Annotated in this window: 24 protein-coding genes; 18 read left to right on the top strand and 6 right to left on the bottom strand. The window is 66.4% G+C overall.

Annotation, left to right across the window (positions count from 1 at the left end; genetic code table 11):
* The first annotated feature begins 62 nt into the window (after window positions 1–62).
* From ASE82_RS08135 to ASE82_RS08115, 5 genes are all read left to right on the top strand, one after another.
* A complete protein-coding gene (locus tag ASE82_RS08135; RefSeq protein WP_056061254.1) occupies window positions 63–1,031 on the top strand; it encodes a helix-turn-helix domain-containing protein in 969 nt (322 codons plus the stop codon).
* A gap of 96 nt (window positions 1,032–1,127) precedes the next feature.
* The gene (locus ASE82_RS08130) at window positions 1,128–2,063 is read left to right on the top strand and encodes a tetratricopeptide repeat protein (RefSeq protein ID WP_056061251.1); all 936 of its coding nucleotides are present in this window, start codon (window positions 1,128–1,130) and stop codon (window positions 2,061–2,063) included.
* Between the two features lie 193 nt (window positions 2,064–2,256).
* The gene (tilS, locus tag ASE82_RS08125) at window positions 2,257–3,222 is read left to right on the top strand and encodes a tRNA lysidine(34) synthetase TilS (RefSeq protein WP_056061248.1); all 966 of its coding nucleotides are present in this window, start codon (window positions 2,257–2,259) and stop codon (window positions 3,220–3,222) included.
* Window positions 3,223–3,322: 100 nt separating this feature from the next.
* The gene (gene ftsH / locus ASE82_RS08120) at window positions 3,323–5,314 is read left to right on the top strand and encodes an ATP-dependent zinc metalloprotease FtsH (protein WP_056061244.1); all 1,992 of its coding nucleotides are present in this window, start codon (window positions 3,323–3,325) and stop codon (window positions 5,312–5,314) included.
* A 63-nt stretch (window positions 5,315–5,377) separates the two neighbouring features.
* On the top strand, window positions 5,378–5,755 hold the full coding sequence (locus ASE82_RS08115; RefSeq protein WP_235524618.1) for a hypothetical protein: 378 nt from the start codon (window positions 5,378–5,380) through the stop codon (window positions 5,753–5,755).
* Between the two features lie 134 nt (window positions 5,756–5,889).
* Here ASE82_RS08115 and ASE82_RS08110 read toward each other — a convergent pair whose 3' ends face one another.
* Window positions 5,890–6,999 carry a DUF3667 domain-containing protein gene (locus ASE82_RS08110; RefSeq protein WP_056061241.1) on the bottom strand — a complete coding sequence of 370 codons (1,110 nt, stop codon included), beginning with the start codon at window positions 6,997–6,999 and terminating at the stop codon, window positions 5,890–5,892.
* 77 nt (window positions 7,000–7,076) lie between these two features.
* On the opposite strand from ASE82_RS08110, the gene ASE82_RS08105 reads away from it, so the two are divergent.
* The 12 genes from ASE82_RS08105 (at window position 7,077) to ASE82_RS08050 (ending at window position 15,935) form a co-directional block, all read left to right on the top strand.
* Window positions 7,077–8,339 (top strand): glutamate-5-semialdehyde dehydrogenase, encoded by a 1,263-nt coding sequence (locus tag ASE82_RS08105; RefSeq protein ID WP_056061237.1) that lies wholly within the window; start codon window positions 7,077–7,079, stop codon window positions 8,337–8,339.
* Window positions 8,340–8,391: 52 nt separating this feature from the next.
* Window positions 8,392–8,625, top strand: coding sequence for a CopG family ribbon-helix-helix protein (locus tag ASE82_RS08100; protein WP_132833367.1), 234 nt, complete (start codon window positions 8,392–8,394; stop codon window positions 8,623–8,625).
* The gene (locus ASE82_RS08095) at window positions 8,622–8,909 is read left to right on the top strand and encodes a type II toxin-antitoxin system RelE/ParE family toxin (RefSeq protein WP_056061230.1); all 288 of its coding nucleotides are present in this window, start codon (window positions 8,622–8,624) and stop codon (window positions 8,907–8,909) included. The genes ASE82_RS08100 and ASE82_RS08095 overlap by 4 nt, the downstream gene beginning before the upstream one ends.
* Window positions 8,906–9,520 carry a nicotinate-nucleotide adenylyltransferase gene (locus ASE82_RS08090; protein ID WP_056061228.1) on the top strand — a complete coding sequence of 205 codons (615 nt, stop codon included), beginning with the start codon at window positions 8,906–8,908 and terminating at the stop codon, window positions 9,518–9,520. The genes ASE82_RS08095 and ASE82_RS08090 overlap by 4 nt, the downstream gene beginning before the upstream one ends.
* Before the next feature lies 1 nt (window position 9,521).
* Complete coding sequence (gene rsfS / locus ASE82_RS08085) at window positions 9,522–9,929, top strand: ribosome silencing factor (RefSeq protein ID WP_056061225.1); 408 nt, start codon at window positions 9,522–9,524, stop codon at window positions 9,927–9,929.
* 18 nt (window positions 9,930–9,947) lie between these two features.
* Entirely contained in the window at window positions 9,948–10,370 is a 423-nt protein-coding gene (locus tag ASE82_RS08080) for a 23S rRNA (pseudouridine(1915)-N(3))-methyltransferase RlmH (RefSeq protein ID WP_056061222.1), read from the top strand.
* A gap of 3 nt (window positions 10,371–10,373) precedes the next feature.
* Window positions 10,374–11,552 (top strand): murein hydrolase activator EnvC family protein, encoded by a 1,179-nt coding sequence (locus ASE82_RS08075; RefSeq protein ID WP_335337805.1) that lies wholly within the window; start codon window positions 10,374–10,376, stop codon window positions 11,550–11,552.
* A gap of 179 nt (window positions 11,553–11,731) precedes the next feature.
* Window positions 11,732–13,120: a S41 family peptidase gene (locus tag ASE82_RS08070; RefSeq protein WP_056061215.1), complete on the top strand. Its 1,389-nt coding sequence runs from the start codon at window positions 11,732–11,734 to the stop codon at window positions 13,118–13,120.
* Between the two features lie 20 nt (window positions 13,121–13,140).
* On the top strand, window positions 13,141–13,623 hold the full coding sequence (locus tag ASE82_RS08065) for a disulfide bond formation protein B (RefSeq protein ID WP_056061213.1): 483 nt from the start codon (window positions 13,141–13,143) through the stop codon (window positions 13,621–13,623).
* A complete protein-coding gene (locus tag ASE82_RS08060) occupies window positions 13,620–14,156 on the top strand; it encodes a demethoxyubiquinone hydroxylase family protein (RefSeq protein ID WP_056061210.1) in 537 nt (178 codons plus the stop codon). Before ASE82_RS08065 ends, ASE82_RS08060 begins: the two co-directional genes overlap by 4 nt.
* A 44-nt stretch (window positions 14,157–14,200) precedes the next feature.
* Window positions 14,201–14,707, top strand: a complete 507-nt coding sequence (locus tag ASE82_RS08055; RefSeq protein WP_056061205.1) for a hypothetical protein — start codon at window positions 14,201–14,203, stop codon at window positions 14,705–14,707.
* 535 nt (window positions 14,708–15,242) lie between these two features.
* Window positions 15,243–15,935 carry a DJ-1/PfpI family protein gene (locus ASE82_RS08050; protein ID WP_056061202.1) on the top strand — a complete coding sequence of 231 codons (693 nt, stop codon included), beginning with the start codon at window positions 15,243–15,245 and terminating at the stop codon, window positions 15,933–15,935.
* On the opposite strand, the gene ASE82_RS08045 is transcribed toward ASE82_RS08050, so the two are convergent.
* Window positions 15,926–16,558, bottom strand: coding sequence for a DedA family protein (locus ASE82_RS08045; protein WP_056061199.1), 633 nt, complete (start codon window positions 16,556–16,558; stop codon window positions 15,926–15,928). The genes ASE82_RS08050 and ASE82_RS08045 overlap by 10 nt on opposite strands.
* An 80-nt stretch (window positions 16,559–16,638) precedes the next feature.
* Here ASE82_RS08045 and ASE82_RS08040 point away from each other — a divergent pair, with 80 nt between their 5' ends.
* Entirely contained in the window at window positions 16,639–17,436 is a 798-nt protein-coding gene (locus ASE82_RS08040) for an aldo/keto reductase (protein ID WP_056061196.1), read from the top strand.
* Between the two features lie 147 nt (window positions 17,437–17,583).
* Here ASE82_RS08040 and ASE82_RS08035 read toward each other — a convergent pair whose 3' ends face one another.
* From ASE82_RS08035 to smc, 4 genes are all read right to left on the bottom strand, one after another.
* On the bottom strand, window positions 17,584–18,969 hold the full coding sequence (locus ASE82_RS08035; protein WP_056061192.1) for a UdgX family uracil-DNA binding protein: 1,386 nt from the start codon (window positions 18,967–18,969) through the stop codon (window positions 17,584–17,586).
* Between the two features lie 121 nt (window positions 18,970–19,090).
* Window positions 19,091–20,335 carry a putative DNA modification/repair radical SAM protein gene (locus ASE82_RS08030; protein WP_056061191.1) on the bottom strand — a complete coding sequence of 415 codons (1,245 nt, stop codon included), beginning with the start codon at window positions 20,333–20,335 and terminating at the stop codon, window positions 19,091–19,093.
* 218 nt (window positions 20,336–20,553) lie between these two features.
* On the bottom strand, window positions 20,554–20,730 hold the full coding sequence (locus ASE82_RS19835) for a hypothetical protein (RefSeq protein WP_200910688.1): 177 nt from the start codon (window positions 20,728–20,730) through the stop codon (window positions 20,554–20,556).
* Between the two features lie 33 nt (window positions 20,731–20,763).
* Window positions 20,764–24,150: a chromosome segregation protein SMC gene (smc, locus tag ASE82_RS08025; RefSeq protein WP_056061188.1), complete on the bottom strand. Its 3,387-nt coding sequence runs from the start codon at window positions 24,148–24,150 to the stop codon at window positions 20,764–20,766.
* Between the last annotated feature and the right edge of the window lie 167 nt (window positions 24,151–24,317).

The raw sequence follows: 24,317 nt of genomic DNA, 5'->3' as shown, positions 1-24,317 counted from the left end.
GGGCCCTCTGAAAGACGGGTGACATGGCGGGAAACGCTACGCACCCGTGTTCGGAGACAAGAATGGACGAGGTCGAAACCGGCCAGAACGCAGCACCCGCTCAACCAGAGCGTGCTGGCGACATTCTCCGCAAGGCGCGCGAGGCGCAGGGCCTGACCGTCGCGGATATCGCGACGCGTACCCGCGTGCCGTTGCGTCACCTCGAAGCGATCGAGGCGTCCGATTATTCCACGCTGCCGTCCTCGACCTACGCGGTCGGTTTCAGCCGCGCCTATGCCCGCGCGATGGGCATCGACGAGGTGCAGATCGCGAACATCGTCCGTAGCGACGTCGCGAAGCTGGGCAGCAAGAAGCCAGAATACGAACCGTACGAGATGACCGATCCGTCGCGCGTGCCTTCGCGTGGCCTCGCGATCGTCGCGCTGGGCATCGCGATCGCGGTGCTGGTGCTGGTCGGGCTGTGGTACGGCACCGACATGTTCCGTGGTTCGAACAACGCCTCGACCACGACGCCGATCGCCGAGACCGCGCCGAACCCCGCCGCGCAGACCGCGCAACCGGTTCCTGCGCCGGCCACGCCCGCCAACGGGCAGGTCACGCTGACCGCCTCGGACGAGGTATGGATGCGCGTCTACGATGCCGACAACAAGACGCTCTACCTCGGCACGATGAAGCCCGGCGAAAAGTTCGACGTGCCGAAGGATGCCAAGGACCCGAAGATCAACATCGGTCGCGCCGACAAGCTGGCGGTGACGCTCAACGGCGCCGCGGCGCCTGCGCTCGGCACGGGTGAGCGCGCGATCAAGGACGTGTCCGTGGGTGCGCCGGCAATTGCCGCGCGGATTGCCGGCACGCCCGAGCCTCAGACGACGCCTGCCGCGACCGAAGCGACGTCGACGCGGTCGTCCGAGCGGTCGCGTACTGCAAGCCGTCCCCGCACGCCGCGTCGTCCGTTGAGCGAAACGCAGCGCGCCAACCTCGACGCGGCCGCCAATCCACCACCCGCCGCTACGGCAACGCCCAATCCGTGATTGCAGCCGACCATCGCCAGGGTCTTAAGGCTGGCGACAGGATGGGTAGTGCAGCTATACCCGGACGATTAACCAATCCACCGGGGGGTGTGGCCCATGCGTAAGTTAATTCTGGTCGGCGTCTGCCTCGCGGCGCTGTTGCCCGCTGCCGTACAGGCACAAAATGTCGAGGGCCGCGTCGGCAAGCTCGAAAGCGAAATGCGCGCGGTCCAGCGCAAGGTCTTCCCGGGTGGTGCGGGCCAGATGCTCCAGCCCGAAGTCCGCGCGCCGCAGAGCGAACAGGGCCCGGGGCCCGGCTCACCCGCGACGAGCGCGCTCGCTGACGTGAACCAGCGCGTCACGTCGCTCGAACAGCAGATGACCTCGCTCACCGAGCAGATCGAGCAGAACCAGAACCGCACCCGCCAGTTGCAGGACGCGTTCGACAATTACCGCCGTTCGAACGACGCGCGGCTGAAGACGCTCGAGACCGGTCCCGCGCCGATCGCGACGGGGGCGGGGACTGGTGGCCCGATCGAATCCGATGACCAAGCGGGTGGTCAGTCGAGTGGTCCATCACGCCCGACAACACGCCCCGAAGCCGCGAGCAAGCCCGGCGCTGCCACACCGATCAAGGTCTCGGTCGAGAAGCCTTCGACCGGCGATCCGGCGGAGGACGAGTATATGTACGGCTACCGCCTGTGGGCCGCCAAGCAATACCCGCAGGCCGAGGCCCAACTGAAGAAGGTCGTCGCCGAATACCCCAAGAGTAAGCGCGCCAGCTATGCGCAGAACCTGCTCGGCCGGTCGTATCTCGATGAGGGCAAGCCGAGCCTCGCATCGATGGCGTTCTACGACAATTACAAGAAGATGCCCGAGGGCGAGCGCGCGCCGGACAGCCTGCTGTATCTTGGCCAGGCGCTGACCAAGCTCAACAAGCCTGCCGATGCGTGCAAGGTGTATGACGAGCTCAACGACGTCTACGGCGCCAAGATGGCGTCGGCGATGAAGGGGCAGGTTGCCGCCGGGCGCAGCGCGGCGAAGTGCAAGTAAGGCATCTTCCAGTGCGCACGCGTACCGACCTGTCCGTGACCTCACGTCGCACACCAGCCCCCCCCCGGCGGAGGCCGGGGCCCAATTGGCAAGGTCGTCGTAACGGCGGGCTACGCTTAGTCATCACCGTCCCCCAATTGGGCCCCGGCCTCCGCCGGGGTGGTGACTGCTCGACCGTCAGGATTGTCTCCGCATGACCGAAGAGGGACGCCGCTTCGCCGCCGACTTCGCGCGCCTGGCAAGCGACATCGCCAACCCGCTGTTCGCGGTCTCCGGCGGCCCCGACAGCATGGCGATGCTCACCCTCGCGCACGAAGCGCTCCCCCCCGGCTTCACGGTCGCCAGCATCGACCACCGCCTTCGCCCCGAAGCGGTGGAGGAGTCCGCGATGGTCGCCGCGCATTGCGCAACGCTCGGCATTCCACACGCCACGCTCGCCCCCAGCGAACCGATCACCGGTGCCAGCATCCAGGCGCAGGCCCGCACCACGCGCTATGCCCTTCTCACCGACCACGCCCGCGCGATCGGGGCAGGGGCGCTCGTCACTGGCCATCACGCCGACGACCAGGCCGAGACCTTCCTCATGCGCGCTGCCCGCGGGTCAGGGCTAGCCGGCCTCGCCGGTGTCCGCGCCCGCACCGAAGTCCACGGCTTCACCGTGATCCGCCCCTTGCTCGACTGGCGCCGCGCCGAACTCCGCGCGATCGTCCGCCGTGCCGAGGTACCGTTCTTCGACGATCCTTCGAACCACGACGACCGCCACGATCGCACCCGCTTCCGCCGGTTGCTCGACCAGAACGAATGGCTCGGCACGCCCAACCTCGCGCGCGCCGCCGCCGCGCTCGCCGAGACCGACACCGACGTCCGCGCGATGGTCGACTGGATCTGGACCGAACGCGCCAAGGTCGGCGGCGGCGAGGTGAAGCTCGCGGTCGAGAAGCTGCCCCGCGAAATCCTTCGCCGCCTCGCGCGCCGCGCGATCGGCACGGTCCGCACCGACGCCGGCATCGTCGCGCCCGAATGGACCGAGGCCGCCAATATCGAAAGCCTGCTCGACTCGCTGATGACCGGCAAGCGCACCACCCAAGCCGGGATCATCGCCAGCGTTCGCGGCGACATCTGGCGCTTCCGCGAGGCACCACCGCGCCGAACCGATTAGCGCGCCCGTCCGTTCACACTGATCAACGCAAGTCGCGCGTTGTTCCATTGCCATTAACCTGCGCACGCTTATCTTGTGCAGTGAAAGGTATCGTGCACCCATGAGCGACAACGACAACCGCGGTCAGAAGCCCCAGGGCCCCGGCAATGGCGGTCCCGAAAACGGCGGCGGCGGCAATCCTTGGATGAAGAGCCTGTTGATCTGGGTCGGCATCCTGCTCGCGCTGGCGCTGTTCGTGACCATGTTCGACGGCCGCACGGCTGCGTCGGGTGGCAACACGATCGCGTATTCGGCGTTCCTCGACAAGGTCGACGAGGGTACCGTCAAGGACGTCAACATCTCGCGCGACATGATCTCGGGGACGCTGTCCACCGGCGATAAGTTCAAGTCGTACCCCATCCCCGATTCGACGCTCGTGCCGAAGCTGCGCGAGAAGGGCGTCTCGATCAGCGCGAAGCCCGAAGAGGGCCCGTCGATGCTGGCGCTGCTGCTGTACCAGTCGCTGCCGTTCCTGCTGTTCCTCGGCATCGCGTTTTTCGTCCTGAAGCAGATGCAGAAGAATTCGGGATCCGGCGCGATGGGCTTCGGCAAGAGCCGCGCGAAGATGCTGACGCAGAAGGAAGGCAAGGTCACCTTCCAGGATGTCGCTGGCATCGACGAAGCGCGCGAAGAACTCGAGGAGATCGTGGAGTTCCTGAAAGACCCGACCAAGTTCGCGCGCCTCGGCGGCAAGATCCCCAAGGGCGCCTTGCTGGTCGGTTCGCCCGGTACCGGCAAGACGCTGCTCGCTCGCGCGATCGCGGGTGAAGCCGGTGTGCCGTTCTTCACGATCTCGGGTTCCGATTTCGTCGAGATGTTCGTCGGCGTCGGTGCGAGCCGTGTCCGCGACATGTTCGAGCAGGCCAAGAAGTCCGCACCGTGCATCGTCTTCATCGACGAAATCGACGCGGTCGGTCGTCATCGCGGCGCCGGTCTTGGCAACGGTAACGACGAGCGCGAGCAGACGCTGAACCAGCTGCTGGTCGAGATGGACGGCTTCGAGGCGAACGAAGGCATCATCATCATCGCCGCGACCAACCGTCCCGACGTGCTCGACCCGGCGCTGCTGCGTCCAGGCCGTTTCGATCGCCAGGTCACGGTGCCGCGTCCGGATATCGAGGGTCGCATCAAGATCCTTGAAGTGCACATGAAGAAGGTGCCGCTCGCCCCCGACGTCGACGCTCGCGTAATCGCACGCGGCACGCCCGGCTTCTCGGGTGCCGATCTCGCCAACCTCGTCAACGAGGCGGCGCTGCATGCGGCGCGCAAGGGCAAGCGTCTGGTCGCGATGGCCGAGTTCGAGGAGGCCAAGGACAAAGTCATGATGGGCGCCGAGCGTCGATCCATGGTCATGACCGACGACGAAAAGCGGATGACCGCGTATCACGAGGCCGGCCATGCCGTCGTCGCGATGCACGAGGCTGCGTCGGATCCGATCCACAAGGCGACGATCATTCCGCGCGGTCGTGCGCTGGGCATGGTCATGCGGCTGCCCGAGCGTGACTCGTACAGCTATCATCGTGACAAGATGTACGCGAACCTCGCGGTCTCGATGGGCGGCCGCGTCGCCGAGGAAGTCATCTTCGGCTACGACAAGGTCTCGTCCGGCGCGTCTGGCGACATCCAGTACGCCACAGGTCTGGCGCGCGACATGGTCACGCGCTGGGGCATGTCGGACAAGGTCGGTCCGCTCGAATATGGCGAGCCCGAGGGCGAGTCGTTCCTCGGCTACTCGTCGAGCCGTCCGTCGCGTATGTCGAACCAGACCGCGCAGTTGATCGACGACGAGATCAAGCGGATCGTCGAAGGCGGTCTCGACCGCGCCAAGCAGGTGCTGAGCGATCATGTAGATCAGCTTCACACCGTGGCCGGCGCGTTGCTGGAGTTTGAGACGCTGACCGGTGACGAGATCAAGAAGCTGATCGCCGGCGAGGATCTCGATCGTCCGGATCCGGGTGCGAAGGCGTCGACCGTCCCGCGTGCGGGCACGTCGATCCCCAAGACGCGGCGCCCGTCGGGTCCGTTCGGGACGCCAACCCCTTTGGGGGCGTGATCCGGTTCACCGGACAGTCACTTAAGTAGCTCTATGGGCGGTCTTTTCTCGGAAAGGCCGCCCATGCCGTATTCGCGTTCCAAGGCTGTAGTCGCAGCGCTACTGATGGTCGGCGCGGCAATGCCGGCAAGCGCGGCAATGACCGTCGGCACCTTCCTGGCCCGCGCCAACGCGCTGCGCGACCAGGGCCCGATGGCGCTCATGTCCCCCGACCTCCCCGCCCTGAAGGCCGAAGCCAAGGCCGCAACCAATCAATTGAAGGCGGAACGCGCCGCCCGCGCCGCCGCCGGCAAGCCCCCGATCGCCTGCGTTCCAGAAGGCGAGTCCGTCGGCATCATGGACATGCTCGACGGGCTGAACGAGCTCCCCGCCAGTTACCAGAAGCGCCCCCTCAAGGACGGCTACGCCCGCGTCCTGGCGAACCTCTACCCCTGCCGGTGAGATGTCTGGGGGAGGTGTTGAGGGTGTCCTCTTGTCGCCGTTCGTCCTGAGCGAAGTCGAAGGGCATGCCCCGCGCGAAGGTGCTTCGACTTCGCTCAGCACGAACGGGAGTTTGCAGAACCCGCCAGATGCGATCAGTCCGTCAACCCATGCAGCAACAGCAGTACGATAAACGCCAGCAAAACCGTGAACGCGAACGTCAACAGCGCCATCGTCCGCCAAGCCGCCGACCACTTCCGCAACTCATAAGCCCCACGAAGCTGCGCGAACATGTGGACTGGCGGCACGCACATCGCCGCCATCACGATCCAGCCCTCCGCGACGCCTATGACGCCCGCGACGATCAACACGATCGTCAGGAGCATCATGAACGCCAGCGAATAGGTCACGAAGATCGCGTGGTCGTAGAGGTGATGTTGGCGTCGCCAGAGGAAAAGAAGCGCCATGAACGGCACGGATAATGGAATTAGCCCCCAGCTGTATTTATACGCGCTGGTCTGCAGCTTGTAGAACATCAGGCCCGGATTGCCGTTCGCCTTGCCGATACCGTGGTCCAGCCGCTTCCAGCCGGTCCTGAAGTCGCCGAGGTCGAAAAGCGTCCCGTTGGCGCCCCCATTCTGCATATCGGCGGCGACCCTCAGTGCACGGACAGTGGTACGCAGCGCGCTCGCCTGCCGATCGAGAGTGGCAAGCTGTTCCCCCGAATATTTGGCGGGCGCGCGCTTCGCAACCTCCTGCTGCGCCTCGACTTTGTTCAGTGCGAGGCGAGCCCTGGCGGCCTCGCGCGCATAGTCGGACGTCTTGCCGGTACGCTCGTTCCGGATGAAGTCCTTCGTCATTTCCCCGCCGACCGCGCCGATCGTCGCGAACATCAGGAAGACGGTGAACAGGAACAGCGCCAGCGGCGACACGAACCGCGCCCGCTCGCCATTGACATACCGCCGCGTGAGCGCACCCGGATGCAGCACCAGCAGCGGCAAAGTCCGCCATATCTTGCCTTCGAAATGGAAAACCCCGTGCGCGATCTCATGCCCGATCCCGCCGAGCGAGCGGTGGACGTGTGCTGATTGGCCGCAAGCATGGCAGTGCTCGCCCAACAACCGCGTCCCGCAATTCAGGCACAACGCACCGTCCGTACCATGGCCCGTAGGCGCGCCATGCGCTTCGCCCGCGCTCGGTTCGAACGGGCGCCCAATGACCGTACCTGTGGCGATATCCGCCGCTGCCCCGATATCTCCAGTCATGCGTCCCCCTGCAATATCGGCAGCGTAACGAGTTCCTGACGTTGGCGCGAGCGGCTTCGCATGGTACCGGCCGGACTATGGCCGACGCAGAAAAACCGACCGAAATGATCGCAGAAATGGGCGCACGCGCGCGTTCTGACGCGCTGGTTCTAGCAGCGATGCCGTCGGCGCTTAAAGCCGCGGCGCTTGTATTGGCGGCGGAGTCGATCCGGGCAGCATCTGTTGAGATCGTTGCGGCGAACGCCGAGGACATGACCCTCGCGGACGAGGCGGGTCTGTCGGGTGCGCTGCTCGATCGGCTGCGGCTTGACGAAGCGCGTGTCGCGGCGATGGCTGACGGTGTCGCGGCCGTGGCAGCGCTCACCGATCCAGTCGGGCAGGTGATCGATTCCAGCAAGCGTCCGAACGGCCTGAAGCTCTCACGCGTCCGCGTGCCGATCGGCGTCATCGGCATCATCTACGAGAGCCGTCCCAACGTCACGGCGGATGCCGCAGCGCTATGCGTGATGGCCGGCAACGCGGCGATCCTGCGCGGCGGGTCCGAAGCGGTAAAGAGCAATCGCGCGATCCACGCAGCACTGGTCGCGGGGCTGAAGGCGGGCGGGGTGCCAGTTGGCGCGGTCCAACTCGTGCCCACCACCGATCGCGCAGCAGTCGGCGCGATGCTGAAAGCGGGCGGGGTGATCGACCTGATCATCCCCCGTGGCGGCAAGAGTCTCGTGGTGCGCGTCCAGGCCGAAGCGCGCGTGCCCGTCCTCGCGCATCTCGACGGCATCAATCACGTCTTCGTGCATACGTCGGCCAATCCGGCGATGGCCGAAGCAGTCGTCGTCGACGCGAAGATGCGCCGCACCGGCGTCTGCGGGTCGATGGAAACGCTGCTGGTCGACCGTGACTATGTGGACGCACCCGCCCTGATCCGAAGACTCGCTGCAACGGGCTGCGAAGTCCGCGGCGATGCAAGCGCGCGCGCCCTAGTTCCCGAGATTGTTCCCGCCGGAGCGGTCGACTGGGACACCGAATATCTCGACGCGATTGCCTCGGTCGCGATCGTCGACGGCATCGGCGGTGCGATTGCGCACATCGCCCGCCACGGCTCGCACCACACCGACGCTATTGTCGCCGAAGATGCCGCGATCGCCGAGCGTTTCCTGACCACCGTCGACAGCGCGATCGTCCTCTGGAACGCCTCTACCCAGTTCGCCGACGGTGGCGAGTTCGGCCTCGGCGCGGAGATCGGCATCGCCACCGGCCGCCTCCACGCCCGCGGCCCGGTAGCGCTCGAAGGCCTCACCACCTACAAATGGATCGGCCGCGGCACCGGCCAGGTGCGCGGTTGATTGTAAGAGGTGGAAAGCGCATGTTCGCGACATGACGAACGCATCGACCTTGATGATCGCGATCGAGCCCGGCGTTGCCGACAAACTCGCGACACTGGCGCAGCGCCGCGGTGTCGACGCTAGTACCATCGCTGCCGAAGCGATCGCGCGTCGCGTCGACGAAGAACTCGAATTTCTGGACTTCATTCAGGCCGGCGAGGATTCGATCGCGCGAGGCGATTATCTGACCCAGGAGGAAATGGAAGCCTGGTTTGCGCAACGGCATAAGACCGCCAACGCTGCATGAGGGGCGTAAGATGGTCGCGCGACGCGCAGGCCGATGTTGCGACGATCGATGACGAGTTCGACAAGATCGATCCGAATACCGCGAGCCGGGTTGGCACCTCGGCGGTCAACGCAGCCAGATTTCTGGCGGATTACCCGGGCGCGGGGCCAGCGGTGCCAAATACCCGACTGCGTAAATGGCGCGTCGCAGGTACGCCTTACATCTTGCTCTATCGGTTGGCGGACGATGACCTGTTCATCGTCCGCGTCATTCATGTCGCGCGTGACCGACAGCAGTTCCTATGACCCACGTCGGTATCCTCGGCGGGTCGTTCAATCCTGCGCACCGCGGGCATCGTGGCATCACGTTGGCGGCGATCGACGCGCTCGCGCTCGACGAGGCGTGGTGGCTGGTATCCCCTGGCAACCCGCTCAAGGATGCAGCCAACGACATGGCTCTGCTCGCTACGCGCCTCGCCTCCGCGCGGAAAATGGCGCGCCGTGCGCCGATCCGCGCAACCGATATCGAGACGCGGCTCCACACGCGCTACACGCTCGACACGATCCGCAAGCTCAAGCGGCGTTATCCCAAAATGCGGTTCATCTGGTTGATGGGGGCGGACAATCTCGCCGACTTCCACCGCTGGAAGAACTGGCGGCAGATCGCCCGCGAGGTTCCGATTGCGGTAATCGCGCGTCCGGGATATGACGGGCGCGCCCTCGCGGCCCCCGCGATGGGTTGGCTGCGGCGCTTCCAACGGCGCACAGACCATGCGAAGAGCTGGACGACGTGGAGATTGCCGGCCCTCGTGCTGTTGCGCTTCCGACCCGACCCGACCTCCGCAACCGGCCTGCGTGCCGAAAATCCCGACTGGGCCCAGCACGTTGCTGGCTCGGTAGTCTTACTCAGGAGCTGACTTGGCCACTTCCCCTACTGCCCCTCGCGCGACCGACCCCGAAGAGGTTGAGGCGCTGCATCGCCTGATCCTCGCGTCGCTCGACGACGACCAGGCGGTCGAGACCATCTCGATCCCGCTCGCGGGCAAGACCAGCATCGCCGATTACATGGTGATCGCCAGCGGTCGTTCGACCCGCCAGGTCGCCTCGATGGCGCAGAAGCTGGCCGAGCGGATCAAGGCCGAGTTCAAGCGTCCGGTGAAGATCGAAGGCCTGCCGACCGCGGACTGGGTGCTGATCGACGCGACCGACGTCATCGTCCACCTGTTCCGCCCCGAAGTCCGCAGCTTCTACAATCTGGAGCGGATGTGGGCGTTCGGCGACGCGCCGGCCCCGCCGCCGGTGCCGACCTTCACCGACGAAGACTAACCGACCTTAGAGGCGGCGATGCTGCTCCACATCGTCGCCCGTGGACGGATCGGGCGCTCGCCCGAGGCCGAACTGGTCGACCGCTATCTGAAGCGGATCGTCTGGCCGACCAAGGTCAGCGAGCTTCCCGACACCGGCGGCAAGATTCCGCTGGTCGGGGAACAGACCAAGCGCATCCTGCTCGACGAGAAGGGCGAAACGCTCTCCTCGACGCAGTTCGCGCAAAAGCTCGAGCGGTGGCGCGACGACGGCGTGCGCGAGGCGCGGTTCATGATCGGGGCCGCCGACGGCTTCGACGATGCGGCGCGCGACGAGGCGGACCTGCTCTTTTCGTTCGGCCGCGCGACTTGGCCGCATCTGCTCGCCCGCGCGATGCTTGCCGAGCAACTCTTTCGCGCGACCAGCATTCTTGCCAACCACCCCTATCACCGCGAAGGGTGATGCATGAGGATGGGGAGGGGCCTCGTCGTCGCGGCGTTGCTCGCGGTGGCGGGCGGCGTGACCGCGCAGACCAACGACACGGCCGAGGTCGCGAGCGAGCAGGCGCGTCTGGTCGCGGCAAAGCGCGATGCCGCGATCGCCGCGCGCCGTGCCGCTAAACTCACCGCCGCGGCTACCCAGGAGCGCAACGCCGCCGACAAGGCGCGGCGTGAAGAACAGGCGCTCGCGGCGCGCGTTACTGCCGCGGAGGCTAATCTCGCGACGGCCAGCGCCCGTGTGGCGCTAGTCGACCGCCTCCTGACCGATCAACGCGCCAAGCTCGGTCGTGCGCAAGCGCCCGTCGCCCGGTTGCTCGCGGCACTGGAATCGCTCGCCCGCCGCCCGACCATCGTCGCGGTTGCGCAGCCGGGATCGGTCGACGACCTCGTCCATGTCCGCGCAGTTCTGGGCAGCGCCCTTCCCGTGGTCCGCCAGCGTACCGAAGCCGTCCGCATCGAACTCGCTGAAACGCATCGCCTGCAATTCAGCGCCACGCTCGCCGTCAAGGTACTCGCCGATAGCCGCGCGCGTTTGGAGAACGACCGCGTCGCGCTGGCGAGCCTCGAGGCACGCCACCGCCAGCGTAGCCAGAGGCTCGGCCGAGGCGCACTCAGCGAGTCCGACCGCGCATTGGCGCTCGGCGAACGCGCGCGCGATCTCGTCGACGGCATGGCCGCCACGACCAACGCCAAGGCTACCGCGGCCAGTCTGATCGCGCTTGCCGGTCCGATCCCCCGCCCGATTGCGCTCGGCACCACGCCCCCAGCGCCCCCGAGCGGCGTGTACCGCACGCCAGTAGCGGGCAAGCTCGTCACTGGTTTCGACGAGGTTTCCGACTCCGGCGTACGATCGCGCGGCCTGACCTTCGCCACCGCCCCGCGCGCGCGCGTCGTCGCCCCCGCGGCCGGCACGGTTCGCTACGTCCGCCGTTTCCGCGGCTATGGCACGATCGTCATCATCGATCACGCCGATGGCTGGACGAGTCTGATTACGGGCCTCGCCGCAGCCATCTCAAAACCCGGGGACCGCATCGCGATGGGCGCCCCGCTCGGCACCGCGCCCAGTGAAGCCCCCCGCATCACCGTCGAACTCCGCCGTCAGGGCCGGCCGGTGGATGCCGCTTCGTTGATGGGGTTGCGCTGACCGTGCAAGCCTAATGGCTAGATTGCAATCCTCCCCGCCAAGGGGAAGATCGAAATCCCCTCAGTCAGTCCCTATTTAGTCCTCGACCCCGCTTTGCTCTGCGCGTTGCCGCCAGCGTTCCGCTACGCTACGCCGTCACGACCGTACGACACGTCTTTTCTCAGGTTGCAGGACTATCGATGCCTCGTCCTATACTGCGTACCCCGTTCCTTGCCGCGACTGCGATCGTCGGCGCGCTGACGCTGATCCCATTGGCCACCTCCGCGATGGCGGCAGTCGACACCGATACGTACCGCGAGTTCGACCAGTTCCTCGACGTGTTCAACCGCGTGAAGGCGGAATATGTCGACAAGGTCGATGACAAGACGCTGATCAAGGGTGCGATCCAGGGCATGCTAGCCAGCCTCGATCCACACTCCAGTTATGTCGACGCGCTCGACTACGAAAACCTGCGGATCATGACCGAAGGCAATTACGGAGGTCTCGGCCTCACGGTGCAGATGGAGGACGGCGCGATCAAGGTCGTTGCCCCGCAGGAGGATTCCCCCGCTGCCCGCGCCGGCGTCAAATCCGGCGACTACATCACGCACATCGACGGCAAGCTGATCTACGGCGATTCGCTCGACGAGGCGGTCGGCAAGATGCGCGGCAAGCCCGGCAGCAAGATCACGCTCGGCCTCGTCCGTCCGGGCCGCGACAAGCCGCTCGACGTGACCATGATGCGCGAGATCATCGTCCAGAAGCCGGTAAAGTGGGAAGTCCGCGGCGACGTCGGGTATATCAACATCAACACCTTCAGCGAGAATACCGGCGCCGACACCCGCGCGGCGATCATGAGCATCGACAAGTCGCTCGGCCACCGCCCGCTCGGATACGTGGTCGACCTCCGCGAAAACGGCGGCGGTCTGCTGACACAGGCGATCGAAGTCAGCGACGCGTTCCTCGATCACGGCGAGATCGTCTCGCAGCGCGGCCGCGAGAAGACCGATATCGAGCGCTATTACGCCAAGCCCGGCGACGACGCGCACGGCCTGCCGGTCGTCGTCCTCACCGATCCCGGCACCGCCTCCGCGTCCGAGATCGTCGCCGGCGCGCTCCAGGATCACCACCGCGCGCTGATCATGGGTGAGCGCAGCTTCGGCAAGGGCTCGGTCCAGACCGTGCTCCAGCTCGGCCCCGAGACCGCACTACGCCTGACCACGGCGCGCTACTTCACGCCGTCCGGCCGCTCGGTGCAGGAGGGCGGGATCGAGCCCGACATCAAGGTGCCGCAGCTCACCGATCCCGACTACAAGTCGCGCCCGGTGTTCCGTGAGGCCGACCTCCGCAAACACCTGATCAACGAGGTGAAGGCCGACAACGCAGTGCTCGAGGAGGATACCAAGACCGATCCGCGCTTCTCGCAGACGCCCGACCAGTTGAAGAAACAGGGCATCGACGACTTCCAGCTCTATTATGCGCTGAAGACGGTGGCGCGCCTCGGCGGGGCAACGCAGGTCGCCGCCGCGACCAAGCCCCGCCCGATCAAGCCCGATCCCACGGACACCACCAAGGCGCCCACCAAGTGAGCGTGCGTCGCGGGCTTGGCATGACCAAGAACGAAGAGATCGCGCGCGCCATCGCGTTGTTGCTGCCGGCGTTCCTGCTGCTCGGCGCGTTGGGCTCGCAATATCTCGGCGGGCTGTACCCCTGCGAGATGTGCCATTGGCAGCGCTGGCCGCATTATTCCGCGGTGCTGATCGCGGGCGCGGCGTTTTTCGTCCCCGGCCGTTCGCTGCGGGCGTCGCTGGTGATCATCGCTGGGTTGCTGATCGGTCTCAGCGGACTGATCGGCGTCGCGCATGCCGGCGTCGAATATCATTGGTGGAACGGCTTTACCGCCTGCACCACGACCGTCTCTATGGCTGGCACCACCGCTGCCGAGCGCCTCGCCGCGATCATGAACGCGCCGATGGTGCGCTGCGATTCGCCACAGTGGAAACTGCTCGGGATTTCGCTCGCCGGCTTCAACGCGATCTTTTCCCTCGTCGGTGCGTTCACCATATTCGCACTGATGAGGAAGACGAGATGAGCGGCTGGAAGCCAGGCGACGCCAAGCGCGCCACCGATTCGATGATCCGCGTCGACCAGGCCGGCGAATACGGCGCGATCCGTATCTATGCGGGCCAGCTTGCCGTACTCGGCGATCGTCACCCGGCATCACGCTCGATCCATCACATGGCGCAACAGGAGGAACGCCACCGAGCGTTCTTCGACAAGATGATCGTCGAGCGCCGCGTCCGCCCGACGGTTTTGCAGCCGATCTGGAAGGTGGCCGGCTTTGCGCTCGGCGCGGTAACCGCGGCGATCAGCCCGCGGGCTGCGATGGCGTGCACGGCGGCGGTCGAGACCGAGATCGACAAGCATTACGAGGAACAGCTTGTTCAGCTTGGCGCCAGCGACCCCGAGCTATCGGCAGCGATCCTGGATTTCCAGGCCGAGGAACTCGAGCACAAGGCCACCGCGATCGCCGCGGGGGCGGAGGAGACGCCGGGCTATCCGGTATTGAGTGCCGCGATCCGGCTCGGCTGCAAGGTCGCGATCGCGACCGCCAAGCGGATCTGAAATCCGGCTGATACAATGAGATACGGATTGTGGGAGTGATGCGTATGAAGATGCTTTTCGCGGCGGCGTTGCTCGTTGCCGGACCCGCGGTCGCGCAGACTGCGAAGCCTGCCCCGCCGACGCTGGCGCAACTGCCTGCCAAGGGGCCGACGCTGGCCCCCGCCTTGCCCGGCGCTACCGGCAAGGCAAAGCCGATCTCCGCCCCCGGCGAGGTCTCGCGCAGTGCGCCGATCAACGGCGTCCTCACGCTGTTCGGCAACGAACGCTGCCCGACTAACCAGAATGGCGAGGAAATCGTCGTCTGCGTCCGCCGCAGCGCGCAGGAGCAGTACCGAGTCCCCAAGGAACTCCGCGAGTTCGTCGTGACTCCCGAAAATGCCAGCTGGGCGACTAAGGCACAGGGAACGCTCGACGCAGGCGTCGGCGTCAACACGATCGGCAGCTGCTCCGCGGTCGGCCCCGGCGGCGCCTCCGGCTGCTTCAACCAGCGCGTCAAGGAATCGCGCCTGGAGAACAAGACGCGCGCGGCAGAAGTCCCCGTCCTCCCATAAAGCGGTCGTAAGCGGCAGCGCCTCTACTTCCCCCCTCCCTAAAAGGGAGGGGCAGGGGTGGGTCGGCTTTTCGCACCGCTTACCGTCCCTTGGCGCACAAAAGGGGGCAAACGGGTGGGCTAACATCCGGAAATTGAAAACCGTCCGCGCCCGATCCGCGTCGATGGTTACGAAAAAGACTTCTCGCCTACTCTGCAATTTTTCTTGCCGCCGTCATGACCGCGCTGATGCTCGGGACGTGGCTGTTCGCCTGACACCCGCGCGCGCTGTTTTAGACGTAACTGTCCTACAGGCGGATGGAGTGGCATGATGCGCGAATGACGTCGGCAGCCATCGGAGGCGCGTTCGCTCAAACCGCCTCCTACGGTGCGTCGGGCACAGGGGAAAATGCTGCGCCAGCGTCTGCACTTTCTGCACTTCGGGCGAGCGTGGTCATTGCACGTTGCCGGACTCGCGCTGTTTTTCAGCGAGCTAAGGCGATTCCGAGCGATGTCGCGATTCTTGATCGTAAGAACCTATCGCAAGGAGCAATCACATGACCAAACCGCTGAGCATCGCCTTCCTGCTGTTCCCGAACGTGACGCAGCTTGACCTGACCGGCCCCGCGCAGGTTCTGTCGCGGCTCGGCAACGCTCGCCTCGATCTTGTCTGGAAGACGCTCGATCCGGTGTCGACCGACGCGGGTTTCTCGATCCTGCCGACCGCGACCTTTGCGGACGTGCCGTATGCCGATATTCTATGCGTGCCCGGCGGTTTCGGCATAAACGGCGTGATCGCCGACGACGAGGCGATGGCGTGGGTCCAGACGGTCGGCGCTGAGGCGACGTGGGTGACGAGCGTGTGCACCGGATCGCTGATCCTCGGTGCGGCAGGGTTGCTCGATGGCTATCGTGCCGGGTGCCACTGGGCGCAACGCGACATGCTTACGCTGTTCAACGCGATCCCAGTCGATGCGCGGACCGTGGTCGATCGCAACCGCGTGACCGGCGGCGGCGTGACCGCGGGGATCGACTTCGCGCTGACACTGACCGCGATGATCCGCGGCGAGGCGCATGCTCGAGCGGTGCAACTCGGTCTGGAATATGACCCCGCGCCGCCATTCGACAGCGGTTCACCTGCCAAGGCTGGTCCCGAGATCGTCGCGGCGTATCAGCGCCGCATGCAGTCGATCGTTCCTACGCGCGACGACGATCTGCGCGCGTTAGCAAAGCTCCGTGGTTACGGGTGACGCTTCAGTCCGCGCACCCGGTGCCAGATGTAGAAGCCGACGAGGGCTATCAGGACGACGCCGATCAGCAGGTCGGCGCTGTGGAACGCGGCCTTTACGCGCGGATCGCTGTCCCATTTGTCGCCGAGCTTCATGCCGACCCACGCCAGCCCGAAGCACCACGGCCATGATCCGATGAACGTGTAGACGTGGAACGGTACAAGCTTCATCCGCGCGACGCCGGCGGGAAACGCGATGAATGAGCGGATGACGGGGAGCAGGCGGCCGATTAGCACCGCCATCGAGCCCCAGCGTGCGAAGAACCGGTCGGCTGCGTCAAGCTCACCCGGTCCGATCAGCAAGTAGCGGCCCCAACGCTCTGCCATCGGCCGCCCGCCGCGCTTGCCGATCTCGTAGGCGACGATCGAGCCGAGATTGCACCCGATCGCGCCTGCGGTGGCGGCGAGATACAGGTCGAACCGCCCGGTCGAGACAAGGTACCCGGCGAAGGGCATGATGATCTCGGACGGAAGCGGGATGCACGCGCTTTCGATAGCCATGAGCAGCGCGATGCCGACATAGCCACCCGACGAGATGACGCCGATCGTGAAGGTGGCCAGCACGGCCAGGATCTTTTCGAACATGGCTCGGTCGATTGCGCGAACCGGGCGCGGAAGGGAAGAGCCAATCGGAACCGCCGGCCGTGTCATGCGCTGTTTGCGGCATGACAGATCTTACACTCAACGACGGCCGCACGATGCCTCAGCTTGGCATGGGCACGTGGCAGATCCCCGACAGCCAGGCCGCGGCGATCGTCCGCTCCGGGCTCGATATCGGCTTCCGGCTGGTCGACACCGCGGCGGTCTACGAGAACGAACGCGGCGTCGGCGATGGGTACAAGGGAGCGGACGCGTTCCTGACGACCAAGCTTTGGAACGATCGCCAGGGCGACGCCGAGGCGGCGATGGACGAGAGCCTTGCATTGCTCGGTGTCGAATCGGTCGACCTGTACCTGATGCACTGGCCGGTGCCGAAGCAGGACGAGTATGTCGAAGCCTGGAAGGCGATGATTGCGCTGCGCGATGCCGGACAAGCCAAGTCAATCGGCGTGTCGAACTTCCTGCCCGAGCATATCGACGCGATCGTGGCGGCGACCGGCGTGACACCCGCGGTCAACCAGATCGAACTCCACCCGAATTTCCAGCAGCGCGAGCAGCGCGCGTATCATGAGGCGCACGGCATCATGACGCAGAGCTGGAGCCCGTTGGGGCAGGGCAAGACGCTGTTGCAGGATGGCGCGATCGTCCGAATCGCGGACAAGCATGGTCGAAGTGCGGCGCAGGTCATCTTGGCGTGGCATTTGGCGAACGGTTTTTCGGTAATCCCGAAGGCGTCGGATGCCGAGCATCTCGCGGACAATTTTGCGGCGTTGGATCTGACGCTGGATGACGAGGACATGGCCGCGATCGAAGCGCTCGACGATCCTGCGGGCCGGCTGGGACCAGAACCGAACAGCATGTAATGACGGTGAAGAGGCGCTCGACTGAGAAGCTCGTCATCCTGACGAAAGTCAGGAACCAGGGTAACTGGCGTTGCGCTATTCGCCTCTGGATCCTGACTTTCGTCAGGATGACGGAGATAGGGAGCGTGAAGTTTGCTCGTTCGGTGATCAAGCAATCCGGCCGCCGACCGTCCGCAAGTCCTCGACGAACCGCGCATACTCTTCCGCCGCCTGCGCTGGATCGGGTAGCCTTAGCAGATAGCTTGGATGAACCGTGATCCAGGCCTCGCCGCCATCCGGCAATTGCAGCGCCCGGCCACGCTCACGGCCGATCGTGATCACCTTCCCGAACAGCGATCTCGCCGCCGTCGCGCCTAGCGCCACGGTTACTTTTGGCTTGATGAGCATCTGTTCCTGCTCGATCCACCAGCGGCAGGCGTCGATTTCGCCCGCGCCCGGTTTGGCGTGAATGCGGCGTTTGCCGCGTTGTTCGAACTTGAAGTGTTTGACCGCGTTGGTGACGTACGCGCGGGAGCGGTCGACTCCCGCCTCCGCCATTGCCTTGTCGAACATCTGGCCGGCCGGGCCGACGAACGGGCGTCCGGCGATATCCTCCTGGTCGCCTGGCTGCTCGCCGACGAACATCAGTGGCGCATCGATTGGGCCTTCGCCGAACACGGTTTGCGTCGCGGGTTTGTAGAGCGGGCAGCGGGTGCAGCCGGCGGCCTCGTCGCGCAGTGCTTCCCACGCGATCAGGCTGTTACCACCTACCGTGTCGCGCGCCCTCGCGATCATTCCGCTCTCCCTTGCTTGCGCCGCCGCCAGCAAGCCCGGCACCAGCGCGGTTTCGGGCATGTTCTTCCAGTATTTCTTCGGCATCTCCTTCAGCATCGCGCCGATTTTCACGCGCGCCGGGTTGAAGATGCTGGCGTAATAGGTTTTCCAGACTTCCTCGGTCGGGTCGCCGTCGGGCGCGTCGGCCTTGCTCGCGCCAGGGCCTTCGCTGAGCGCCTTGCCGTCCCAGTGGATCGAGACTTCGGGCGTCAGGATCGACCAGCGCATGCTGGCGAAGCGGTTGACGAAGAAGGCTGCGTTGGCGCGGACGATGTGGTGGTCGGGTTCGAACCACGCAACGAAGCGGGTTCCGCCGTCCTCCTCAACCTCGCGGAAGCGGAGGAAGGCGCGCATCTTGTGGATGTCGCGGCGGACGTCCTTGGCGATCCGGTCGAGGCGGCGGACGAGCGGATCGGCGCGGTCCTCGATCAGTTTTTGTTCGCGGCGGAGGCGGAAAAGCAGCGTGTAGAGCAGGGCGAACCGTTCTGGGTCGCTGCCGAGGATGGCGCTGCGGGCTAGGTCTATGAAGGCGCGGGGGACGGAGAACGCGCCGGGGGGCGGGGCAGGGGCGGGTTCGGCGACGGTTGCGAACAGGTCGACTGGCTCGTCGCCGACTTGCCAGACGACGTCGTCGGGGGGGACGTCCTCGGCGATCAGGCCACGCGCGGCGTCACGCCAGCCGTCGAAGTCGTCGGGTTCGGATAGGGTTACGACGCGCATCTTTACCTTCTTCCCTGGAAGGGAGGGGGCTGGTTGCTTTCGAGGGAATGCCGCGTGAGCCTCGGGCCGACCCACCCCCAACCCCTCCCTTTCAGGGAGGGGGGCAGGGTGCGCGCGGGGCTCACGCGAACATTTCCATTTGCTTGGGTTTTGGGGCGATGATGGGGCGGAGCTCGGCTTTGTCCGCCAGAGCTACCGGGCGCCAGTCTTCGGCGATGATGAAGGGGCGGAGCTTGGCGACCGAGACCGTCAGGCGGGCGATGTCAGCCAAATGCAGGCGGCGCCAGCGGCGGCTGGTGAGGATGCCGTTGACTGCCTTTACGCCGAGTCCGGGGACGCGGAGGAGCATTTCGCGGGGCGCGCGGTTGACGTCTACCGGGAAAGAGCCGCGGAATTTGAGTGCCCAAGCGAGCTTGGGGTCGATGTCGAGCGGGAGCATGCCGGTCGCGTCGTCGGCGGCAGCAACCACCTCGTGGGGCTGGAATTCGTAGAAGCGCATCAGCCAGTCGGACTGGTACAGCCGGTGCTCGCGCATCAAGGGCGGGCGTTGCAGCGGGAGGACGGCGCTCGCGTCGGGGATCGGACTGAACGCGGAATAATAGACGCGGCGCAGGCCGAAGCGGTCGTACAGGGTCGACGCCTTCCGGACGATGTCGCCATCGGTTGCGGCGTCGGCGCCGACGATCATCTGGGTCGACTGGCCAGCAGGGGCAAACTTCGGCGCGGACTTGTACTTGGCCTTGGCGTCCTTGCCGTCGATGATCGAGGCCTTCACCTCCGCCATCGCAGTTTCGATGCGGACGCCGTCCTTTTCGGGGGCGAGACGCTTCAGGCCGTTCGCGGTCGGGAGTTCGACGTTGATCGAGACGCGGTCGGCGTACAGCCCGGCCTGGTGGACGAGCTCGGGATCGGCGTCGGGAATCGTCTTGAGGTGGATGTAGCCGCGGAAATGATGATCCTCGCGCAAACTCCGCGCGACTTCGACCATCTGCTCCATCGTATAGTTCGACGATGCGATGATGCCCGACGAGAGGAACAGCCCCTCGATATAATTGCGCTTGTAGAAGGCGATGGTGAGGTCGACGACTTCCTTCGCCGTGAAGCGCGCGCGGCGGACGTTCGAGCTCTTGCGGTTGATGCAGTAATGGCAGTCAAAGATGCAGCTGTTGGTCAGCAGGATCTTCAGTAGCGAGATGCAGCGACCGTCGGGCGCATAGGCGTGGCAAATGCCCATGCCCTCGGTCGAACCGAGCCCCTTGCCGTCCTTCGAATTACGCTTGGTCGTGCCGGACGATGCGCAGGACGCATCGTATTTGGCCGCGTCGGCGAGGATCTCGAGCTTTTCACGGGTGTCGAGTTGGGCCATTCGTTCGTCTTACGTTCCGTGAAAAGTGGTGTCGAGTGATGGAGATCAACTTGTCGCTATGTCGTTGTACCGGCTACCTTTCGGGTCGGCCCCGATGCTGGAAGTGCACGAAGTGCAGACGCTGGGAGCATTTTTCCGATGTCTGCACTTAGGCCCAGACGTGGACGATTGCGGATTCACGACGGTGGCAGGATCAGGTTGTGTAGGACACCCGAAAGTCAGCTGAACAGATAGCGGATCAGGTCGACCATGCCGCCGAGGCTCACGGGCAGGAGCAGCAACAGGAAGAGATAGACGAAGATCAGGCGGGTCAGCGCCTTCTCGTGACGATACACGGGCTTGCGGGGAGGCAGGTCCTCCTTGCGCGGCCAGATGCTGGATTCGTCGAGGAACATCGAGGATCAACGTCGCGAACGGGGATTGTCTCCCTACGCCGTTGTAATGAGTCCGGTTGCGGCTTGAAGGTCGACCGAGACGAGGCGGCTGACACCGCGTTCGATCATCGTCACGCCGAACAGGCGGTGCATGCGGCTCATCGTGACGGCGTTGTGCGTGACGACGAGGTAGCGCGTGTCGGTGTCGCGCGACATGCGGTCGAGCAGGTCGCAGAAGCGCTCGATATTGGCGTCGTCGAGCGGCGCGTCGACCTCGTCGAGAACGCAGATCGGCGCGGGGTTGGTAAGGAACAGGCCGAAGATCAGCGCGACTGCAGTCAGCGCCTGTTCGCCGCCCGACAGGAGGGTGAGCGACTGAAGGCGTTTGCCGGGTGGTTGCGCCATGATCTCAAGTCCGGCTTCGAGCGGGTCGTCGGAGTCTATCAGCTCGAGGTGCGCGGCGCCGCCGTCGAAGAGCGTGGTGAATAGGCGTTGGAAATGGCCGTTCACCGCTTCGAACGCGGCGAGCAGGCGCTGGCGGCCTTCGCGGTTGAGCGTGCCGATCGAGCCGCGCAGGCGGTTGACGGCTTGGCCGAGTTCGTCGCGCTCGACCGCGTTGCCCCGCGCGGAATCTTCGAGTTCGGCGAGTTCGGTCTCGGCGACGAGGTTGACCGGGCCGATCCGCTCTCGGTCGGTGGTGAGGCGGTCGTGCGTGGCGGACTCTTCGGCCGGCGCGCGGACGTCGGCGACCGCGAAGCCGAGGCGCTCGGGGAGGACGGGCGCGGGGCATTGGAAGCGCTCGCCCGAGAGGCGGCCGAGATCGAGGCGGCGCGCTTCGTGGTTTTCGACGCGGGCGATCGCGCCGGCACGGGCTTCTCGGGCGACGGCTAGCGCTTCGGTAGCGGCGCGGTGGGCGTCGTCGGCGGTGCGGGCGGCGGTCTCCGCGGTGCGTTCGATGGCCAGCAGGGCGTCGGCCGTGGTGCGGGCTTCCTGGTGCTCGCTGTCCAGCATGGCGATCTCTGCGTCGAGGGCGGCGGGGCGAGCGGCGATCGCGGCCAGGTCGGTGCCGAGCGTGGTTTCGCGCGAGTCCATGGCGGCGATGCGCTTGGCGGCTTCACCGGCGCGCGCGCGCCAGCTTCGGGTGTCGGCTTGCGCGGCGGCCAGGCGTTCGCGGTGGGCGGCGATGCTGCGGTCGAGCGTGGTGCGATCGGCGCGGGCCTGCGCGACAGCGGCGCGGGCGCGTTCGGTATCATATTGGAGCGCGGCGACTTGGCGCGCGTTGGCGGTGCCGTCGGGGACGGCGGCCATCGCGGCTTCGGCGCGGGCGCGGTCGGCGTGCGCGTCGGCGACGTCGTCGGCGATACGGTGCGCGCGGACGTCGAGGTCTGTGCGCTGGGTGGCGAGGCGTTCGAGCGCGGCGGCGGCGCGGTCTTCTTGACGGAGGGCGTCGCGCGCGGCGGTTTCGGCGCGTTGCAGGGTGGCGCGGGCGGTTTGCGACTGGCCTCTAGCCTGGGCGATGCGCTCGTCGATCGCGGCGCGGGTTCGTTCGGCGTCTTCCAGCGCCTTGGCCGCAGTGGGGCGGGCGGCCTGGAGCGCGGCGAGGCGGTTGCGGCGGACGAGGCGTTCGGCGGCGGCCGCGCCGGTGCCGGTTGTGGTGAAGCCGTCCCAGCGGCGGAGTTGGCCGTCTCGGGTGACGATGCGTTGGCCGACGGCGAGGTGTTGCTGGCGGTCGGTGTCGACGACGAAGACCTGCGCGAGCCTGCGGGCGAGGGTGGGGGGCGCTTCGACATGCCTTGCCAGCGGTTCGGTGTCGGCGGGTGCGGCGGGGTCGTCTTCGTGGGGCTTGGCGCCGGCCCATGCGTCTAGGTTGGTGTCTAGATCGTCGCCGAGTGCGGCGGCTAGCGCGCGTTCGTAGCCGGTCTTGGCCGAGACGTGGTCGAGCAATCGGTCGCGGCCGTTGCGCTGCGTTGCCTTGGTGAGAGCGGTCACTTCGCTGTCGATCGCGGCGAGGTCTGCGCGAGCGGTGGCGCGGGTGGTTTCGGCGGCGTCTCGCGCGCTGGTCGCGGCGGCTTCGTCGGTGTCTGCCTGGGCGATGGCCTGGCGGGCGGACTCTGCGGCGGCGGTCGCGGCGCGTCGGGCTTCGGCGGCGGTTTCGCGCTCTGCGGCTAGCGGAACGGGGTCGCCGAGGGCGCGGAGAGCGGCGGTGATCTGGGCGGCATCGCGGTCGGCGCGGTCGGCGCGGGTGCGGGCGGCGGCGAGCGCGGCGCTGGCGACGCGGACTTCGGCTGCGTCGCGGGCTTGCGTGGCAAGTGCCTGGGCGAGGGAGACTTCGGCGTCACGGGCGGTGCGTTCGGCTTCGGCGAGTGCTGCGTCGAGATGGGGAATCGCGGCGGTGGCGTCGGCGATCGCAGTGTCGAGCGCCTTGGCCTCGTCGGCGAGGCGGGCGAGCGCGGCGGCGGCGTCGCTGGCGAGTGAACCTTCGCGGGCGCGGTCCTCGGCGATGCGGGTGCGGGCGTCGGTCAGGTCGGCGATCCTGCGCTCGACGCTGGCCTTGTCGGTTTTGAGCGCGGCAAGTCGGTGCGCGAGATCACCGACGAGGTCGCGCGCGATGAGCGCTGCGGTGCGGGCGGCGGAGACGGCTTCGATCGCGCGATGCTGTGCTGCGGCGGCTGCGCGTTCGGCGTCGGTGAGTGCGCGGACGCGGGTTTCGGCGGTGGCGGCTTCGGCCTTGGCGGCGTCGGCTGCGGTGGCGGCTTCGCGCCATCGGGCGAACACTGTGCGCGCTTCGGCGACGCGGATCTGGGCAGAGATCAGGCGGTAGCGTTCGGCGGCGCGGGCCTGGCGCTTCAGCGTGGCGGCGCGCGCGTCCTGGCCGGAGATGATCTCGTCGACCTTGGCGAGATTGGCTTCGGTGGCGCGGAGTTTGCCCTCGGCGTCTTTCCGCCGGACGTGGAGGCCGGCGATCCCGGCGGCTTCCTCGAGCATCGCGCGGCGGTCGGCAGGCTTGGCGGCGATGACCGCGCCGATCTTGCCCTGGCTGACGAGCGCGGGGGAGTGCGCGCCGGTGGCGGCGTCGGCGAAGAGGAGGCCGACGTCTTTCGCGCGGACGTCGCGGCCGTCGATCCGGTAGGCGGAGCCGGCGCCGCGTTCGATCCGGCGGACGATCTCGCGTTCGTCGCCGGCAATTTCGGCGAGGATCGAGACTTCGGCGAAGTCGCGCGGCGGGCGGGTGGCGGTGCCGGCGAAGATGACGTCTTCCATGCCGGCGCCGCGCAGGGATTTCGCGCTCGCTTCGCCCATCGTCCATCGGAGGGCTTCGAGGAGATTGGATTTACCGCAACCGTTCGGGCCGACGACGCCGGTTAGGCCGGGTTCGATGCGGAGGTCGGCGGGGTCGACGAAGCTCTTGAAGCCGGTGATGCGGAGGCGCTTGATCTGCATTTCTTGCGCCCCCCGACGACTAAAGTTGGATCCTATCGCGAACGGAGCCCTAAACCTTGTTTCCCCGCGAAGGCGGGGACCCAGACTGGGCTCCCGCCTTCGCGGGAGAACACGGAAGGAGCTGCTGCCATTCGACTGAGTGCGCCAACATTGCACCACCCCGGCGA

It is taken from the genome of Sphingomonas sp. Leaf230 (assembly GCF_001421745.1).
In the GTDB taxonomy this organism is placed as follows: domain Bacteria; phylum Pseudomonadota; class Alphaproteobacteria; order Sphingomonadales; family Sphingomonadaceae; genus Sphingomonas.
Note: the sequence above shows the minus strand (reverse complement) of the source record. Positions and strands in the feature narration are given on the sequence as shown.

Coding starts and splice junctions, on each gene's coding strand:
- ASE82_RS08105 (WP_056061237.1), top strand. CDS start 7,077: ATGGCCGACGCAGAAAAACCGACCGAAATGATCGCAGAAATGGGCGCA.
- ASE82_RS08115 (WP_235524618.1), top strand. CDS start 5,378: ATGCCGTATTCGCGTTCCAAGGCTGTAGTCGCAGCGCTACTGATGGTC.
- ASE82_RS08055 (WP_056061205.1), top strand. CDS start 14,201: ATGAAGATGCTTTTCGCGGCGGCGTTGCTCGTTGCCGGACCCGCGGTC.
- smc (WP_056061188.1), bottom strand. CDS start 24,150: ATGCAGATCAAGCGCCTCCGCATCACCGGCTTCAAGAGCTTCGTCGAC.
- ASE82_RS08040 (WP_056061196.1), top strand. CDS start 16,639: ATGACAGATCTTACACTCAACGACGGCCGCACGATGCCTCAGCTTGGC.
- ASE82_RS08035 (WP_056061192.1), bottom strand. CDS start 18,969: ATGCGCGTCGTAACCCTATCCGAACCCGACGACTTCGACGGCTGGCGT.
- ASE82_RS08060 (WP_056061210.1), top strand. CDS start 13,620: ATGAGCGGCTGGAAGCCAGGCGACGCCAAGCGCGCCACCGATTCGATG.
- ASE82_RS08070 (WP_056061215.1), top strand. CDS start 11,732: ATGCCTCGTCCTATACTGCGTACCCCGTTCCTTGCCGCGACTGCGATC.
- ASE82_RS08080 (WP_056061222.1), top strand. CDS start 9,948: ATGCTGCTCCACATCGTCGCCCGTGGACGGATCGGGCGCTCGCCCGAG.
- ASE82_RS08030 (WP_056061191.1), bottom strand. CDS start 20,335: ATGGCCCAACTCGACACCCGTGAAAAGCTCGAGATCCTCGCCGACGCG.
- ASE82_RS08095 (WP_056061230.1), top strand. CDS start 8,622: ATGAGGGGCGTAAGATGGTCGCGCGACGCGCAGGCCGATGTTGCGACG.
- ASE82_RS08130 (WP_056061251.1), top strand. CDS start 1,128: ATGCGTAAGTTAATTCTGGTCGGCGTCTGCCTCGCGGCGCTGTTGCCC.
- tilS (WP_056061248.1), top strand. CDS start 2,257: ATGACCGAAGAGGGACGCCGCTTCGCCGCCGACTTCGCGCGCCTGGCA.
- ASE82_RS08045 (WP_056061199.1), bottom strand. CDS start 16,558: ATGTTCGAAAAGATCCTGGCCGTGCTGGCCACCTTCACGATCGGCGTC.
- ASE82_RS08090 (WP_056061228.1), top strand. CDS start 8,906: ATGACCCACGTCGGTATCCTCGGCGGGTCGTTCAATCCTGCGCACCGC.
- ASE82_RS08110 (WP_056061241.1), bottom strand. CDS start 6,999: ATGACTGGAGATATCGGGGCAGCGGCGGATATCGCCACAGGTACGGTC.
- ASE82_RS19835 (WP_200910688.1), bottom strand. CDS start 20,730: ATGTTCCTCGACGAATCCAGCATCTGGCCGCGCAAGGAGGACCTGCCT.
- ftsH (WP_056061244.1), top strand. CDS start 3,323: ATGAGCGACAACGACAACCGCGGTCAGAAGCCCCAGGGCCCCGGCAAT.
- ASE82_RS08135 (WP_056061254.1), top strand. CDS start 63: ATGGACGAGGTCGAAACCGGCCAGAACGCAGCACCCGCTCAACCAGAG.
- ASE82_RS08050 (WP_056061202.1), top strand. CDS start 15,243: ATGACCAAACCGCTGAGCATCGCCTTCCTGCTGTTCCCGAACGTGACG.
- ASE82_RS08100 (WP_132833367.1), top strand. CDS start 8,392: ATGATCGCGATCGAGCCCGGCGTTGCCGACAAACTCGCGACACTGGCG.
- ASE82_RS08075 (WP_335337805.1), top strand. CDS start 10,374: ATGAGGATGGGGAGGGGCCTCGTCGTCGCGGCGTTGCTCGCGGTGGCG.
- ASE82_RS08065 (WP_056061213.1), top strand. CDS start 13,141: ATGACCAAGAACGAAGAGATCGCGCGCGCCATCGCGTTGTTGCTGCCG.